The sequence below is a fragment of the Ruegeria sp. AP12 genome (assembly GCF_056540025.1).
Genome location: NZ_JBQFVZ010000001.1, coordinates 1,150,194 through 1,165,740 on the forward strand (window position 1 = coordinate 1,150,194; position 15,547 = coordinate 1,165,740).

Consider the following 15,547-nt stretch of genomic DNA (forward strand, 5'->3'; position numbering starts at 1 on the left):
TTTTGACCGAGGTTCAGATGTTCCGCTTATTCTTCGCATTATTGCTTACGATTGGACTGGCGCAGGCCGCACTTGCGCAATCCGACGAGACCGAAGTACCTGCCCCCACGACCGAGCGCAGTTCGACCGGCGGCGCGACGACGCTTGAGGATATTCTGGCTCGACAGCGCGGCGAACTGGTGGATAACGCCTATCGTTCGGAAAACACCGGCCAGGGCAATGTCGAGGGTCTGCTGGGCCAGTTTGGCCCAAGCGGCGTGTCATCGGACAGCGATGTCTACCGTGCGTTGCGCTTTGGTTCGGCAGACGTCACCGTCTCATCCCGTGGGCCTGCCGACAGTGTTTTGATACAGGACGGCGGCATGTGGTGGTGGGAATTCCGCACCGGACCGTTACGCGAATACGGCGGCTATATTATCGCAGGAATGCTTGCGATCATCGTCTTGTTCTTTCTGATCCGCGGAAAAATCCGCATCGATGGCGAGAAAACCGGCCGGACTGTCCTGCGCTTCACCAGTTTTGAACGCTTCGGGCATTGGCTGTTTGCCGGGTCCTTCCTGATCCTTGGCCTTACCGGCCTGCTGACGCTTTATGGGCGCGACTTCCTGATCCCGATCTTCGGCAAGGAAGGCTTCGCGACCATCGCCCAGGGCTGCAAATGGCTGCACAACAACCTGGCGTGGGCCTTTATGCTGGGGCTCATCATCGTCACCGTGAACTGGATCGCCCACAACATACCAAACCGCACAGACCTGAAATGGCTGGCTGCCGGAGGTGGGCTGTTCACCAAAGGCTCTCACCCGCCCGCCAAGAAATTCAACGCCGGGCAAAAGATCATCTTCTGGGCCTGCATCCTGCTGGGCGTCTCGATCAGCCTGTCGGGCCTGTCACTGCTGTTCCCGTTTGAATTGCCGATGTTTGCCAAGACTTTCTCGGTCGCAAACGCCACCGGTATTCCGCAAGCATTAGGCCTGAACCTGCCGACACAAATGGCACCGCAGGAAGAGATGCAGTATGCGCAGGTCTGGCACGTTATGGTGGCTTATGTCTTCATTGCCATCATCATCGCCCACATCTACCTCGGCTCGGTCGGGATGGAGGGCGCATTCGACGCCATGGGCACCGGTGAAGTCGAAGAGCAATGGGCGCGCGAGCACCACTCGCTGTGGCTGGAAGAGGTGCAGGATAAAGAGGCCGGTAAAGCAGCGGCTTCACCCGCAGAATAGATGCGCGGGCTGATCCTGGCCCTGGTGCTGGTCCCCCTGCCCGCCTGGTCCGAATTCTTCACGCTCAAAGGTCATGGCGGCCCGATCATGGGGATCGCCACCGCGCCGGACGGGCGCATTGCGACGGCCAGTTTCGACAATTCCGTGGGTCTATGGTCGGGCAAATCCCCCGAATGGCTTGAAGGCCACGAAGCCGCCGTCAACAGCGTCGTGTTCAACGGAACCGCGATCTATTCCGCCGGGGACGATTTCACCCTGCGTCGCTGGCCCGGCGGTGAGATTGTCGGCCAACACAAAGGCAAGATCGTCGGGCTTGCTGCCTCGAAAACCCATGTCGCCACGGCCAGTTGGGATGGCACCATCGGGCTTTGGCCGGTCGACGGGTCAGACCCTGTTTTGCTTGGACCAACCGGCAGCGGTGTGAACGCAGTGGCCTTTTCGCCGGATGGCGCGCATCTTTATTCAGCGGGGGTCGATGGCGCTCTGCGGCTTTGGGATGTTGCCAGCGGTCAGGAAACAGATCGGTTGGTCGAGCATGGCTTTGGCATCAACGAATTGATCCTGAACACGCAGGATAACTGGATCGCCTATGGCGCGGTTGACGGCGTCACGCGCATTCTGGACCTGTCCACGCGGGAAGAACGAGACTTCACCCTGGACCGCCGCCCGATCCTTGCGCTTGCCCTCACCCCCGACCGCAGCCTGCTGGCGGTTGGTGATGGCGAAGGCTACATCATGGTCATCGACACGACCGAATGGCGCATCGCGCAGGACTTCCGCGCCACCCTGCGCGGGCCGGTCTGGGCGCTGGCCTTTTCCGCCGACGGGCAGAACATCCACGCGGGCGGCATCGACGACGCCATGTATAGCTGGCCGGTTTCAGCCCTTGGCGATCAGGACCAAATGGCCGCTGTCGAGCCAAGCTTTCTGAAAAACCCAGACGAAATGAGCAATGGCGAACGCCAATTCGCCCGCAAATGCTCGATCTGCCACAGCCTGACACCTGATGGGCAACGACGCGCCGGTCCGACGCTGCATGGACTGTTCGGTCGCCCGGCCGGAACCTTGCCGGGCTATTTCTACTCGGAAACCTTGCAAGACTCTGATATCATTTGGAATGATGAGACGATAAATGCCCTTTTCGACGAGGGGCCGGATCACTACATTCCAGGGTCAAAGATGCCGATGCAGCGGATTACCCAAGCACAGGACCGGGACGATTTGATCGCCTTTCTGCGCCGCGCAACGGTTGACCAGGACTGAACCCGGAGGAGACCATGAAAGCCTTTTTTGCCGCCCTGGCCGCGATGGTCGTCATCACCGTTGCAGCCCCTTACACGCTGGAGCAGATGGGCTTCAGCGCCGAAGAGGCCACTTCCGGCTCAGCCGTGCGCCTTGACTGAATGTCCGACTACCTGACCACCAAAGAACTGGCCGACCTGCTGCGGATCGGCGAGCGAAAGGCCTACGATCTGGCCTCCTCGGGCGAGGTGCCCTGCGTCCGCGCCATGGGCAAACTGCTGTTCCCCCGCGCCGAGGTGATCGCATGGCTCAACGCCTCTCGATCCGGTCCACAGGTGGCCGAACCACCCCTGCCCGCCATCGTCGCGGGCAGCCATGATCCTCTGCTGGACTGGGCGCTGCGGGAAAGCGGATCGGGGTTGGCGACTTATTATGACGGTTCTTTCGACGGGCTGACCCGCCTTGCAGATCGCAGCGCGCAAGCTGCGGTCTTGCACATCCACGAAGAAGATGGGTTCAACACAACCTCCCTGCGCGATGCGTTGGGCGAAGCGCCCATGGTTCTGGTCGAAATTGCCCAGCGGCAGCGCGGGTTATTGCTGGCCCCCGGCGTCACCGACATTACTGGGTTTGCCGATCTTAGAAATCGGCGCGTCATCCTGCGCCAGAACAGCGCCGCAAGCCAGCGCCTGTTTGATGCGCAGCTCGAAGCGCATGGCATGGCACGGGATGATCTGAACGCCTTGCCAAACTGCGCCCGCACCGAAGAGGAACTGGCCATATCCTTACATGACGGCAAGGCCGAGGCCGGGTTCGGGTTGGGTGCTCTGGCCAGTCTCTACAACCTTGGCTTTGCGCCGACTCATTCCGAAAGGCTGGATCTGGCCATCTGGCGACGCGCCTATTTCGACCCGCCGATGCAGAAACTGCTGCGCTTCTTGCGCTCCGACCAATTCCACGCCCGGGCTTCCGAATTCGGCGGCTACGATCTGAACGGATTGGGACAGATCCACCATAATGGCGCCAGCGGGTAACGCTTCATCTTTTCAAAAATACTCTCGCCGAAGGCATTGGCCGCAGGCCAATTCACTGCGCGTTGGGAAAGAACACCTGCTGCCCCTGCAGCCGGAATGACTCGATGGCCGCCTGGCCGTCCGGCCCCAGCAGCCAGTCGATAAACCTCTGCCCTGCGTTGGCGCGCACGGTGGGGTGTTTGTCGGGGTTCACAAGGATCACGCCATATTGGTTGAACAAACGCGGGTCGCCCTCGACCAGTATTTTAAGATCGCCCCGGTTGCCAAAGGACAGCCAGGTTGCCCGGTCGGTCAGCGCATAGGCCCCCATGCCGCTGGCCACGTTCAACGTCGCCCCCATGCCCGAGCCGGTTTCGCGATACCACGTCCCGGACGCCTCGGTCGGATCAATACCGGCCTCCGCCCAATGGCCGAGCTCGGCCTTGTGCGTACCGCTGTCATCCCCGCGCGAGACAAAAACGGCCTCTACCGCCTCAATCGCCGCCAATGCAGACAGAATATCCGACCCGCCCTTGACGCCAGCCGGGTCCGATTTCGGTCCGACCAGAACAAAATCGTTATACATCAGGTCAAATCGCTCAACGCCCCAGCCATCGGCCACGAACTGCTCCTCGGCCGGCTTAGAATGCACCAGCAGCACATCCCCGTCCCCATTGATCGCGTTGCGAATGGCCTGACCGGTTCCAACAGCCACGACGCGCACATCGATCCCGCTCTCCGCCTCAAACCCCGGCAGGATATAGTCCAACAGGCCCGAGTTCTGGGTAGACGTGGTGGATTGCACGACAATGAACGGCTCCTCTGCCAAAGCAGTCCCTGCCATCAGGCCAAGACCCACCAGTGCTGCGCGCAAAACTGCCCGAACCATCGCGACCTCCAAGTTTCCTGCTAAGTGACCAAACCGCCTGCCAGGTAGCGCCGGGATGCCTCGCTTTGCGGGGCATCCAGAACCTGCTTTGCGGAACCATGTTCAACCACATGGCCGCCCTGCATCATGACAATATCCGCCGCAAGCCGCCGCGCCTGCCCGATGTCGTGGGTGACCATCACAATCCGCACACCCCGAGACGACGCGCGCAGGATCATACGTTCGATCATCTGCGTGGCACTTGGGTCAAGCGCGCTTGTGGGTTCGTCCAGAAACAAAGTCTCGGGGTTCACCGCCAGCGCGCGCAGGATCGCAAGCCGCTGCGCCTCACCGCCTGACAGTGAACGCGCGGATTGCCGGGCTTTGTCCTCAAGCCCACCCTCGGCCAGCAATTCAACGATCCGGGCTTTGCGCGCGGCGCGTGCCAGCCCCTGACGTTTCAGTACAAAATCCAGATTGGCGGAGACCGAGCGTCGCAGCAGAACCGGCTGCTGAAACACCATCGCCTGCCGCGACAGATGATCAGCGTTCAGCGGTGTGTCGTCCTGCATCACCCTCCCCTGATCCGGCGCAATCAGCCCGTGCAAACAGCGCAGCAACAGGCTTTTGCCGGCCCCGTTCGGCCCTAGCAAAAGGGTCGGCCCCGGCCCGTCCAGCACCAGACCGGCGACATCCAGCAATGCTTTCCCGTTGCGGCGGATCTGCACGTCGCGGACATGAAGGCGATTTGTCATATCCGAGACCAGATCACGCATGGCGCAATCCCTCCTGCTCGGCCCGCAGGCTGGCGGCGCTGACCATCGCATTCACGGCCACCGCAATCCCGATCAGGATCGCACCCAAAGCCAGCGCCAGCGCCAGATTGCCTTTCGAGGTTTCCAGCGCGATCGTCGTGGTCATCACCCGCGTCACGTGGTTGATATTGCCGCCCACGATGATCACCGCGCCGACCTCGGCAATCGCGCGGCCAAACCCGGCCAGCAACGCGGTGATCAGGGCAAGCCGCGCGTCCCACAGCAGCACCGGAACCGAGGCCAGACGCGACACCCCAAGCGAGCGGAGTTGTTCTGAATACTCCTCGGCCAGCATCTCGACCACTTGTCGGGTCAGCGCGGCCACGATGGGCGTCACCAGCACGACCTGAGCAATGATCATCGCGGTCGGAGTATAGAGCAGTTCCAGCACACCCAGCGGCCCCGAACGGGACAGCATCAGATACACCAGCAACCCCACCACCACCGGCGGAAAGCCCATCAGCGCGTTCATCAGAACGATCAGAACCCGCCGTCCGGGGAACCGGGCAACAGCCAGAGCTGCCCCAACCGGCATCCCGATCAGCGCAGAAATCAGTACCGCAAACAGGGAAACTTTCAGGGACAGAAGCACAATGGCCCACAGCTCTGCATCCCCATTGAGGATCAAAGACAGCGCGCCGCTGAATTCTGATGCAAATCCCTGCATTATTTTCCCAGTTGCAACGCAAATCGGATGAAATGCGATAAATTACAAGGAAATACTAGCTCGGTTTGACCCCAAGTACATACACATTTCCGACAGTCGGAATGAAAAACGCGGCCCCGTTTGGGACCGCGTCGTGACGTGCGAAATGCCTTTTTGGTTTAGTTCAATGCCGCATCGGTGATCTGATGCGTCCAGGCACCTTCGGGCTGTTTGGTGATAACCGGGTCAGAGCCACCGGCCAGCAAGGTGCCAACGGTCCGCTCGAAATCCGCCGGGTCCAGCGCGCCGTTCGAGCCTGCGGTCAACTTGGCGATCTCACCCATCATGCGCTTTTGATGCTCTTCGGTCTGCGCACCGGTCGCGTCATTGTCCAGAACGATCAGAGCGGCCTCTTCCGGGTTCTCCTCGGCATATTTCCAGCCTTTCATCGAGGCGCGGACGAAGCGCTGCATCTTTTCAACAAAAGCCTCATCGCTCAGGTTCTCTTCGAGCACATAAAGACCGTCTTCCAGCGTCGCGACGCCCTGATCTTCGTACTTGAAGGTCACCAGCTCATCCGGGCTGACGCCTGCATCGATGACCTGCCAGTATTCATTGTAGGTCATGGTGCTGATGCAATCGGCCTGACGCTGCAACAGCGGATCGACGTTGAAACCCTGTTTCAGAACCTCAACCCCGCTCTCGCTTTTGCCGCCGGTATCGATGCCAAGCTGGCTCATCCAGCTCATGAACGGGAATTCGTTGCCAAAGAACCAAACACCCAGGGTGCGGTTTTTCAGGTCCTCCGGCGCCGCAATCCCGGCATCCTTCCAGCAAGTCAGCATCATGCCCGAACTTTTGAATGGCTGCGCGATATTGACCAAAGGCAGGCCCTTTTCGCGGGCAGCCAATGCGGCAGGCATCCATTCGACGGTCACATCGGCCCCGCCACCGGCGATCACCTGCGTCGGTGCAATATCCGGACCACCCGGCAGGATGGTCACGTCCAGATCTTCTTCCTCATAAAACCCCTTGTCCTTCGCCACATAGTAGCCAGCGAACTGAGCCTGCGTGACCCACTTAAGCTGCAAGGTCACCTCATCTGCGGCCAGTGCTGAACTGGCGGCCAGGCTAAAGGCGGCAACCGCCCCGCTGAGTAGCTTTTTCATCTTCATCTTCTCCTAGTTGCGTGTTGTGCCCCGTTTTCGGGGTCTGTTAAGTCTTCTTTTTGTTATCCGCGTTGTGAGGGGTGCCAGAAGGTTACCACCTTTTCGAGCCCCGCCACCAATGTATAGAACACCGTCCCCGCCATGGCCGCCACAGCAATCTCGGCCCAGACCAGATCGATGGACAGGCTGCCCACCCCGGTCGAAATCCGAAAGCCCATGCCGCGCGTGGGCGATCCGAAATATTCGGCCACGATAGCCCCGATCAGCGCCAGCGTCGTGGCGATCTTGAGGCCGTTGAAAACAAACGGCATCGCCGCAGGCAGGCGCAGCTTGATCAGCGTTTGCATATAACTGGCCGCATAGGTGCGCATCAGATCGCGCTGCATGGCGTCCGCTTCGCGCAGGCCCTGCACCGTGTTCACGAGGATCGGGAAAAACACCATCACGACGACAACAGCCGCCTTGGATTGCCAGTCAAACCCGAACCAACTGACCAGAATGGGCGCAATCCCCACGATGGGCAGGGCCGCGACAAAGTTCCCGATGGGCAGCAGCCCACGTGTCAGGAACACCGACCGGTCGATCAGGATTGCAGTCACGAAAGCAGCGCTGCTGCCGATGGCAAAGCCGGTGAACGCCCCTTTAAAGACAGTCTGGGTAAAATCCTGCCACAGAATATCCGTCGAATTCGCAAAGGTCTGCGCCACCATAGACGGCGGCGGCAGGATCACGGGTGAGACGTTCAGCCCCCGCACCAGTCCCTCCCACAGGATTAGCAGCGTGACACCAAACAGCACCGGCACAAAGACCCGTATACCTTTCGAGTCGCGATAGATCGACCGCGCCAGCCAGGCATTCAGCAACCAGGCACCGGCCCAGAAGATCAGGGAAAAGATCAGCCAATTCATGCGCCCATCCCCATGCGTTTCAGGGTCACCCGTTGCAGCACGTCCAGCAACGTCACCAGGATGCCTGCCAAAATCGCCGCCGCAAACAGCGCCGCCCAGATGGCCAGCGGCGTGCCGAACTGATCCCCGATCAATATCCGCGCACCCAGGCCCGAGATTGCACCCGTCGGCAACTCGCCCACAATCGTCCCCACCAAGGCCGCCGCGATCCCCACCTTCAGCGAGGTAAACAGATACGGCACCGAGGACGGCAGGCGCAGCTTCAGAAACGCCTGCAGTCCGTTTGCATTGTAGGTTCTGAGCAAATCCAGTTGCGAAACGGCAGGCGACCGCAGCCCTTTGACCATCCCGACCAGAACCGGGAAGTAACACAAGTAGGCCGAGATAATGGCCTTGGGCACCCCACGCCCCTCGATTCCCAATTGCGAACTCAGGACAATGATCATCGGGGCCAGCGCCACAATCGGCACCGTTTGGCTGATGATGGCCCATGGCATCAGGCTCATGTCGACAACGCGGGAATAGACAATGGCGACGGCCCCCAGAATGCCCACGGCAGTGCCCAACAAGAAACCCCAAAGGGTGGATTGCAGCGTGATCCAACCGTGATAGATCAACGACCGCTTTGACATGGCCCGCCCGCGCATTGCCATCTCACCAGTGGTTTTCCACAGCTCCTGCCCCACCTGAACCGGGGTCGGCAAGCGCGGACGGTCGAGTTCGTAGCCGCGAACGATATGTGCTGAATTCTGCGTCATCAGAACCCAGACTGAGACCTGCTGACGGTCCCGTGACGCCTCGGGCGTGACGGTTTCGCCTGCGCGTTCGGCCTGATCCAGCGAGACACGGATATTCATCGGTGCAACCGCCAGATACCACAGCACAACAATGGCCAGCAGAACGGTGATGACTGCAAAGAACTGTTTCATGCCCACCACTCCATCCGGAGGACAGGAACGGTGTCCGGAGGCACCGGCGGTTCCTCGGCCGTCACCTCAAACCCTTCGCGCCGGTAAAATCGCTGCGCCGCCGTGTTGGGGGCATGGGTGGTCAACCAAAGAAAGTCCCGCCCCTCTTTGGCCTGATCGACAAATCTCTTGCCGATCCCCTGTCCGGTTCGGCTGCAATAGAGTCCACCGATTTTGTTTTCCTTTGGATCGACCGACATATAGCAATCAATCGGGTCTCCGGTGACCCAGATTTCGCGCGCATCAAACGCCTTGCGGATCATGTCGGCGATTTGACCTACGGGCAGTTCGTCCGGCATCCAGTCGGTTTGGCTGGCCCAGTCATGAACCACCCGGGCGCATGCCGCCACATCCTCGGGCCTTGCGCGTCTGATCTGGACGGCGTCAGTCATCATAGGAATGCCCCGCCCGCAGCCCGTCGCGCACCCGATGCGCAACCTCGATAAACTCCGCCGTATCACGAATGTCCAACGGCCGTTCCTTGGGTAAGGGGCTGTCGATCACATCCGTAATCCGCCCGGGACGCGGGCTCATGACCACGATCTTGGTGCTCAGATACACCGCCTCGGGGATCGAGTGGGTCACGAAGCCAATCGTCTTCTCGGTCCGTGCCCAAAGTGCCAAAAGCTGCTCGTTCAGGTGGTCACGCACGATCTCGTCCAACGCCCCGAACGGTTCATCCATCAGCAGGATATCGGCATCAAAGGCCAAGGCTCGCGCGATGCTGGCCCGTTGCTGCATGCCGCCGGACAACTGCCATGGAAATTTCCCACCAAACCCTTCAAGATCAACAAGTTCCAGTACGTTCCTAACGCGCTCATCCTGTTCCGCCGAGGAATAACCCATAATCTCAAGCGGCAGTTTGATGTTCTTGGCAATGGTCCGCCACGGATACAGGCCCGCCGCCTGAAACACATACCCATAAGCCCGCTTGCGCCGCGCCTCATCCGGGGTCATGCCATTCACGGTCAGCGTTCCTCCGGTCGGGGTCTCCAACGCCGCAACGCAGCGCAGGAACGTGGTTTTACCGCAGCCCGAGGGGCCGATGAAGCTAACAAAATCGCCCTTGTCGATTGTCAGGTTCACATCCTTGAGGGCATGAACCGGGCCGTCATTCGTCTGGAAGGTCAGGTCAAGTTGCCTGGCTTCGATCACGGACGGGGTCTTACTTTCAGTATTCATTCCATTGCCTTGAAAAGAGTGGATTTGAGCCGCCGCAAGACGGCTCATCTGCGTCATACGCCCGTTGCCGGAATACCCGTCCGCTCGACCGGTCGGGGCGCGGTCAGCTCTTTCCATGTGCTCAACGCCTTGTTCACGGTCGTATTCGCCTCACGCGCTACAAAGTCACCATGGCCTTCCTGCGTGCGGATCTCTCCATCATGCACAGCGACCTGACCACGTGTCAGGGTAAAGCGTGGCAGGCCCTTGACCTCTTTGCCTTCGAAGACGTTGTAGTCGATGGCCGATTGCTGAGTGCCCGCGCTGATGGTCTTTGATTTCTCAGGATCCCAAACCACCAAATCGGCATCCGCGCCAACCAGAACAGCGCCCTTTTTCGGATAGCAATTCAATATCTTGGCGATATTTGTTGAAGTTACCGCCACGAACTCGTTCATGGTCAGACGCCCGGTATTCACCCCATGCGTCCACAGCATCGGCATCCGGTCTTCAAGCCCTCCGGTCCCGTTCGGGATCTTGGTGAAATCCCCCACGCCATAACGTTTCTGTTCCGTGGTAAAGGCACAATGGTCCGTGGCCACAACGCTCAGCGTGCCGGATTGCAACCCGTTCCACAGGCTATCCTGATGCTGCTTGTTCCGGAACGGAGGGCTCATGACCCGCCGCGCCGCGTGATCCCAGTCCTGATTGAAATATTCGCTTTCATCCAGGGTCAGGTGCTGGATCAGAGGTTCTCCCCACACCCGCTTGCCCTGCATCTTGGCCCGGCGAATGGCCTCATGCGCCTCTTCGCACGAGGTATGCACGACATAAAGCGGCACGCCCGCCATATCCGCGATCATGATCGCCCGGTTGGTCGCCTCGCCTTCCACCTGCGGCGGGCGGGAATAGGCATGCGCCTCGGGGCCGGTATTGCCCTCGGCCAGCAGTTTGGCGCTCAGTTCCGCCACCACATCGCCATTCTCGGCATGGACCATCGCGGTGCCGCCCAGCTCGGCCAGACGCTTGAACGAGGCGAACAACTCATCATCGTTCACCATCAGCGCGCCTTTATAGGCCATGAAATGCTTGAACGTGTTGATCCCGCGCGTCTCGATCACCGTCTTGAGGTCATTGAACACCTGCTCGCCCCACCAAGTCACCGCCATGTGAAACGAGTAATCACAATTCGCACGCGTCGACTTGTTGTCCCAGCGCTTCAACGCATCCAGCAGGCTCTCGCCCGGGTTTGGCAGCGCAAAATCGACCACCATGGTCGTCCCACCCGCCAAAGCCGCCCGCGTGCCGCTTTCGAAATCGTCGCTGGAATAGGTCCCCATAAACGGCATCTCCAGATGCGTATGCGGATCGATGCCGCCCGGCATGACGTAACATCCGGTCGCGTCCAGCTCGGTATCGCCTTTCAGGCCCATCCCGATCTCAATGATCACGCCGCCTTCGACCAGCACATCCGCCTTGTAAGACAAATCTGCCGTAACAACGGTTCCGTTCTTGATGACTGTGCTCATGTTAAACTCCCTGATGTGGTCTGCGCCACTTGCTTCTTCTGTTCAAAAATACCTCGGGGGAGTCGCCCTTGGGCGACGGGGGCAGCGCCCCCTATTCCACGATCTCCGCCGTCTCGACGACCGCATGAAACAGAACATCCGCCCCGGCAGCGGCCCAGTCCTTGCTGATCTCTTCGGCCTCGTTATGGCTCAGCCCATCCACACACGGGCACATCACCATCGCTGTCGGTGCCACCCGGTTGATCCAGCAGGCATCATGCCCGGCGCCCGAGATGATGTCCGTGTGCGAATAACCCAACCGTTCCGCCGCATCGCGAACGGCTGCAACACATCCATCATCGAATTTGACCGGATCAAAACCGCCGACCTTCTCGAACTCGATCTCAAGGCCCATCTCATTGACAATGTCCTCGGCCGCGACGCGCAGACGGTTCTCCATATCGGTGATCACATCCAACTCGGGCGAGCGGAAATCGACCGTGAACACCGCCTTTCCCGGGATCACATTGCGCGAGTTCGGGTAAACGTCGATATGCCCCGCTGCCCCCACGGCGTGGGGCGCATGAGACCAGGCGATCTCATCCACCTTCTCCAGTATCCGCGCCATCGCCAGACCTGCATTCTTGCGCATCGGCATCGGCGTCGATCCGGTATGCGCATCCTTGCCGGTCACGGTTATCTGAGTCCAACTCAGCCCCTGACCATGGGTGACGACCCCGATATCCTTACCTTCGGCCTCCAAAATCGGCCCCTGTTCAATGTGCAACTCAAAGAACGCATGCATCTTGCGCGCGCCGACCTCTTCATCGCCGCGCCAGCCGATCCGTTGTAATTCATCCCCGAATTTCTTGCCTTCCGCATCTTCGCGACCGTAGGCCCAATCCTGCGTGTGCATCCCGGCAAACACGCCCGAGGACAGCATGGCAGGCGCGTATCGCGTGCCTTCTTCATTGGTCCAGTTCGTCGCCACGATGGGATGTTTGGTCTTGATCCCCAGATCATTCAGGGTCCGAATGATCTCCAATCCCCCAAGCACGCCCAGAACGCCGTCATATTTGCCACCCGTCGGCTGCGTATCAAGATGAGATCCCACATAGACCGGCAGCGCATCCGGGTCCGTCCCCTCGCGCCGGGCAAACATGTTACCCATCTGGTCCAGCCCCATGGAACAGCCCGCATCCTCGCACCATGTCTGGAACAGGGCGCGGCCTTCGGCGTCTTCATCGGTCAATGTCTGACGATTGTTGCCGCCCGCGACGCCGGGCCCAATCTTGGCCATTTCCATCAGGCTGTCCCACAACCTGTCGCCATTGATCCTGAGATTCTGCGCCGGAGCTGCCATTGTCTTTTTCCCTGTCGCTTGCGATTTGGCTCGCTTTTGGTGTCTTGATTTGACCATCTGGTCAAACTCACGCTATCACGGGTTCAACATCAGTCAAGAAATTGCGAAACACAGCGGAATTTTTCCGCATAATTCACACTCACTTGGCGTAAAAAGAGACACGCAGGAACCATGCCCAAAGACCGCGCACCAACCCGAATTCAGAAAAAGAACCGCGCCGCGATTCTCGAAGCCGCTTTGAACGTGTTCTCGGCGCATGGGTTTCGCGGAGCGACCGTCGATCAGATCGCGGCCGAGGCCGGTCTGAGCAAGCCCAACCTGCTGTATTATTTCCCCTCGAAAGAGGCGATCCACACCGCGCTTTTGTCCGGTTTGCTGGACGTTTGGCTGGCCCCTTTGCACGATCTGGACGAAAACGGCGATCCGATGCAGGAAATCCTGTCCTATGTTCAGCGCAAACTGCAGATGAGCCGAGAGTTGCCGCGCGAAAGCCGCCTGTTTGCCAATGAACTCGTACAAGGCGCGCCGCGCATACATGATGCCCTGTCCACCGACCTCAAGGCCTTGGTCGACTCGAAATCCGAGATCCTGACCAGGTGGATGGATGACGGAAAAATTGCCCGCGTGCACCCCTATCATCTGTTCTTTTCGATCTGGGCCCTGACCCAGCACTACGCCGACTTTGACGTGCAGGTCCGCGCCATTCTGGGCGAGGAAGACCCGTTCGAAGGGGCCGAACCCTTTGTCGAGATGCTCTATCGCAAACTGCTGACACCCTAAGGTTTATTTCGCGGGTTTCAGAGCCAGTATTCGTTTCAAAATCACGATGGCCATGGCCAGCAATATGGTCAGATCGCCCATTGTGTTAACCGTGTTGATCTTGGGCACTTTCCCGGCATCCCGTACGATGGCGGTATACATCTTGGGCTGCTGGACGCCGATGGAATGCTCACGCTCGGACGCTTTGATGAATTTGTCAAAGTCCTGTAATGCTTTGACCTTTTTCTTGACCTGCCCCAGAAAACGCTGATCCAGCTGACGATCCTCTTTCAGCTTTTTCAGCATTTCTTCGATCGAGCGGCGCAGCTTGATCATCTGATCCAGGTCCTTTTTGACCTGCTTCTGGTGCAGCACGAAATTCTTTGCCGCCAGCGCGTCTCGCTGTTTGGCTTTGGACAGGGCGACGTTCTTTTTGGATGTGTCCCGGTCAAGCTTTGTGACCCGGTTGCCACCCTTGTTCCGGCCCGGTGGTGCCGCTGGCATGACATTCTCCTTTGATCCTGTCTATCAGCGGCACTGTATCACCGAACCGGTTTTTGCGGGATACCGGTATCTCTTACTCGGCGGCTTCCGCCATCGGGTTGTTCGGGTGGGACGTCCAGTTGGCATATTCCTCCTGAACAACCTTGCCGGTGCGCGGATCCACCGCGCCCGCGGCCATCGGCTCCATCGAGATGCAGCCTTCGACCGGGCAGACATCCACGCAGAGGTTGCAGGCGACGCATTCCTCGTCGATCACCTCGAACACGCGATCTGGCGACATCGAAATTGCCTGATGACTGGTGTCCTCACAGGCGGCATAGCAACGGCCACATTTGATGCACTGGTCCTGATCAATCTTGGCCTTGGCGATGTAGTTCAGGTTCAGATACTGCCAGTCGGTCACATTCGGCACCGCCCGCCCAACGACTTCTGAGACGCTGGTATAGCCTTTCTCATCCATCCACTCGGACAGGCCTGCCGTCAGTTCATCGATGATCTTGAACCCATAGGTCATGGCCGCCGTGCAGACCTGCACATTGCCACAACCCAACGAGATAAACTCTGCCGCGTCGCGCCAAGTGGTGACGCCGCCAATGCCCGAGATTGGCATGCCATGCGTCGCCTCGGCCCGTGCGATTTCAGAAACCATGGACAACGCAATCGGCTTCACCGCCGGGCCGCAATACCCACCATGGCTGCCCTTGCCATCAATCGAAGGCTCGGGGCTGAACGTGTCCAGATTGACGCTGGTGATCGAGTTGATCGTGTTGATCAGCGATACCGCGTCTGCCCCACCATTCCGAGCCGCAGCCGCAGGTTTGCGGATGTCGGTGATGTTCGGCGTCAGCTTCACGATCACCGGGCGGTCGTAATACATCTTGCACCAGCGGGTGACCATTTCGATATATTCCGGCACCTGCCCCACGGCAGACCCCATGCCCCGCTCGCTCATCCCGTGGGGGCAGCCGAAGTTCAGTTCGATCCCGTCCGCGCCCGTTTCGGCAACACGAGGAAGGATGGCTTTCCACGCTTCTTCCTCGCACGGCACCATGATCGAAGCGATCAGCGCGCGATCCGGGTAGTCCGCCTTGACCCGCGCCATTTCTTCAAGGTTCACATCCAAGGGCCGGTCGGTGATCAGTTCGATATTGTTGAGCCCCAACAGCCGCCGATCCGCGCCATAAATGGCCCCGTAACGCGGGCCGTTGACGTTCACGACCGGAGGGCCCTCGGCCCCCAGCGTTTTCCAGACAACACCACCCCATCCGGCCTCGAAGGCGCGGCGGACGTTGTATTCCTTGTCGGTCGGCGGGGCCGAGGCCAGCCAGTAGGGGTTGGGGCTGGAAATGCCCAGAAAGTCTGTCGTCAGGTCAGCCATGGGTACTCCTTTCCGGCTC

The 15,547-nt window shown here is 59.6% G+C and carries 17 protein-coding genes; 5 read left to right on the forward strand and 12 right to left on the reverse strand.

The window, feature by feature from the left end:
• Positions 1-17: 17 nt before the first annotated feature.
• From ACR0E6_RS05745 to ACR0E6_RS05760, 4 genes are read left to right on the forward strand one after another with little or no spacing between them, the layout of a single operon-like run.
• Positions 18-1,226, forward strand: a complete 1,209-nt coding sequence (locus ACR0E6_RS05745; protein WP_170734574.1) for a formate dehydrogenase subunit gamma — start codon at positions 18-20, stop codon at positions 1,224-1,226.
• Positions 1,227-2,489, forward strand: coding sequence for a c-type cytochrome (locus ACR0E6_RS05750; protein WP_480581540.1), 1,263 nt, complete (start codon positions 1,227-1,229; stop codon positions 2,487-2,489). It abuts the gene before it with no gap.
• 14 nt (positions 2,490-2,503) lie between these two features.
• On the forward strand, positions 2,504-2,629 hold the full coding sequence (locus ACR0E6_RS05755) for a hypothetical protein (RefSeq protein WP_480581542.1): 126 nt from the start codon (positions 2,504-2,506) through the stop codon (positions 2,627-2,629).
• On the forward strand, positions 2,630-3,502 hold the full coding sequence (locus ACR0E6_RS05760) for a helix-turn-helix transcriptional regulator (RefSeq protein WP_170451319.1): 873 nt from the start codon (positions 2,630-2,632) through the stop codon (positions 3,500-3,502).
• 52 nt (positions 3,503-3,554) lie between these two features.
• Here ACR0E6_RS05760 and ACR0E6_RS05765 read toward each other — a convergent pair whose 3' ends face one another.
• The 10 genes from ACR0E6_RS05765 to ACR0E6_RS05810 form a co-directional block, all read right to left on the reverse strand.
• Positions 3,555-4,370 (reverse strand): substrate-binding domain-containing protein, encoded by an 816-nt coding sequence (locus ACR0E6_RS05765; protein ID WP_170451320.1) that lies wholly within the window; start codon positions 4,368-4,370, stop codon positions 3,555-3,557.
• Positions 4,371-4,390: 20 nt separating this feature from the next.
• Positions 4,391-5,125, reverse strand: coding sequence for an ATP-binding cassette domain-containing protein (locus ACR0E6_RS05770; RefSeq protein ID WP_170451321.1), 735 nt, complete (start codon positions 5,123-5,125; stop codon positions 4,391-4,393).
• Positions 5,118-5,831 carry an ABC transporter permease gene (locus tag ACR0E6_RS05775; protein WP_170451322.1) on the reverse strand — a complete coding sequence of 238 codons (714 nt, stop codon included), beginning with the start codon at positions 5,829-5,831 and terminating at the stop codon, positions 5,118-5,120. The genes ACR0E6_RS05770 and ACR0E6_RS05775 overlap by 8 nt, the downstream gene beginning before the upstream one ends.
• A 158-nt stretch (positions 5,832-5,989) precedes the next feature.
• On the reverse strand, positions 5,990-6,979 hold the full coding sequence (locus ACR0E6_RS05780) for an ABC transporter substrate-binding protein (RefSeq protein ID WP_170518045.1): 990 nt from the start codon (positions 6,977-6,979) through the stop codon (positions 5,990-5,992).
• A gap of 62 nt (positions 6,980-7,041) precedes the next feature.
• Positions 7,042-7,887, reverse strand: coding sequence for an ABC transporter permease (locus ACR0E6_RS05785; protein ID WP_480581546.1), 846 nt, complete (start codon positions 7,885-7,887; stop codon positions 7,042-7,044).
• Positions 7,884-8,816 (reverse strand): ABC transporter permease, encoded by a 933-nt coding sequence (locus tag ACR0E6_RS05790; RefSeq protein WP_480581548.1) that lies wholly within the window; start codon positions 8,814-8,816, stop codon positions 7,884-7,886. The genes ACR0E6_RS05785 and ACR0E6_RS05790 overlap by 4 nt, the downstream gene beginning before the upstream one ends.
• Positions 8,813-9,250 carry a GNAT family N-acetyltransferase gene (locus ACR0E6_RS05795; protein ID WP_480581550.1) on the reverse strand — a complete coding sequence of 146 codons (438 nt, stop codon included), beginning with the start codon at positions 9,248-9,250 and terminating at the stop codon, positions 8,813-8,815. Before ACR0E6_RS05795 ends, ACR0E6_RS05790 begins: the two co-directional genes overlap by 4 nt.
• Positions 9,240-10,037 carry an ABC transporter ATP-binding protein gene (locus tag ACR0E6_RS05800; RefSeq protein ID WP_480581552.1) on the reverse strand — a complete coding sequence of 266 codons (798 nt, stop codon included), beginning with the start codon at positions 10,035-10,037 and terminating at the stop codon, positions 9,240-9,242. The genes ACR0E6_RS05795 and ACR0E6_RS05800 overlap by 11 nt, the downstream gene beginning before the upstream one ends.
• 53 nt (positions 10,038-10,090) lie before the next feature.
• Positions 10,091-11,545 (reverse strand): dihydropyrimidinase, encoded by a 1,455-nt coding sequence (gene hydA / locus ACR0E6_RS05805; RefSeq protein ID WP_170451328.1) that lies wholly within the window; start codon positions 11,543-11,545, stop codon positions 10,091-10,093.
• A gap of 91 nt (positions 11,546-11,636) precedes the next feature.
• Positions 11,637-12,887: a Zn-dependent hydrolase gene (locus ACR0E6_RS05810; RefSeq protein WP_480581554.1), complete on the reverse strand. Its 1,251-nt coding sequence runs from the start codon at positions 12,885-12,887 to the stop codon at positions 11,637-11,639.
• Positions 12,888-13,058: 171 nt separating this feature from the next.
• Here ACR0E6_RS05810 and ACR0E6_RS05815 point away from each other — a divergent pair, with 171 nt between their 5' ends.
• Positions 13,059-13,667, forward strand: coding sequence for a TetR family transcriptional regulator C-terminal domain-containing protein (locus tag ACR0E6_RS05815; protein WP_480581556.1), 609 nt, complete (start codon positions 13,059-13,061; stop codon positions 13,665-13,667).
• A gap of 3 nt (positions 13,668-13,670) precedes the next feature.
• Here ACR0E6_RS05815 and ACR0E6_RS05820 read toward each other — a convergent pair whose 3' ends face one another.
• Positions 13,671-14,150, reverse strand: coding sequence for a hypothetical protein (locus ACR0E6_RS05820; RefSeq protein WP_170451334.1), 480 nt, complete (start codon positions 14,148-14,150; stop codon positions 13,671-13,673).
• A gap of 73 nt (positions 14,151-14,223) precedes the next feature.
• Complete coding sequence (preA, locus tag ACR0E6_RS05825) at positions 14,224-15,528, reverse strand: NAD-dependent dihydropyrimidine dehydrogenase subunit PreA (protein WP_480581559.1); 1,305 nt, start codon at positions 15,526-15,528, stop codon at positions 14,224-14,226.
• Positions 15,529-15,547: the final 19 nt, after the last annotated feature.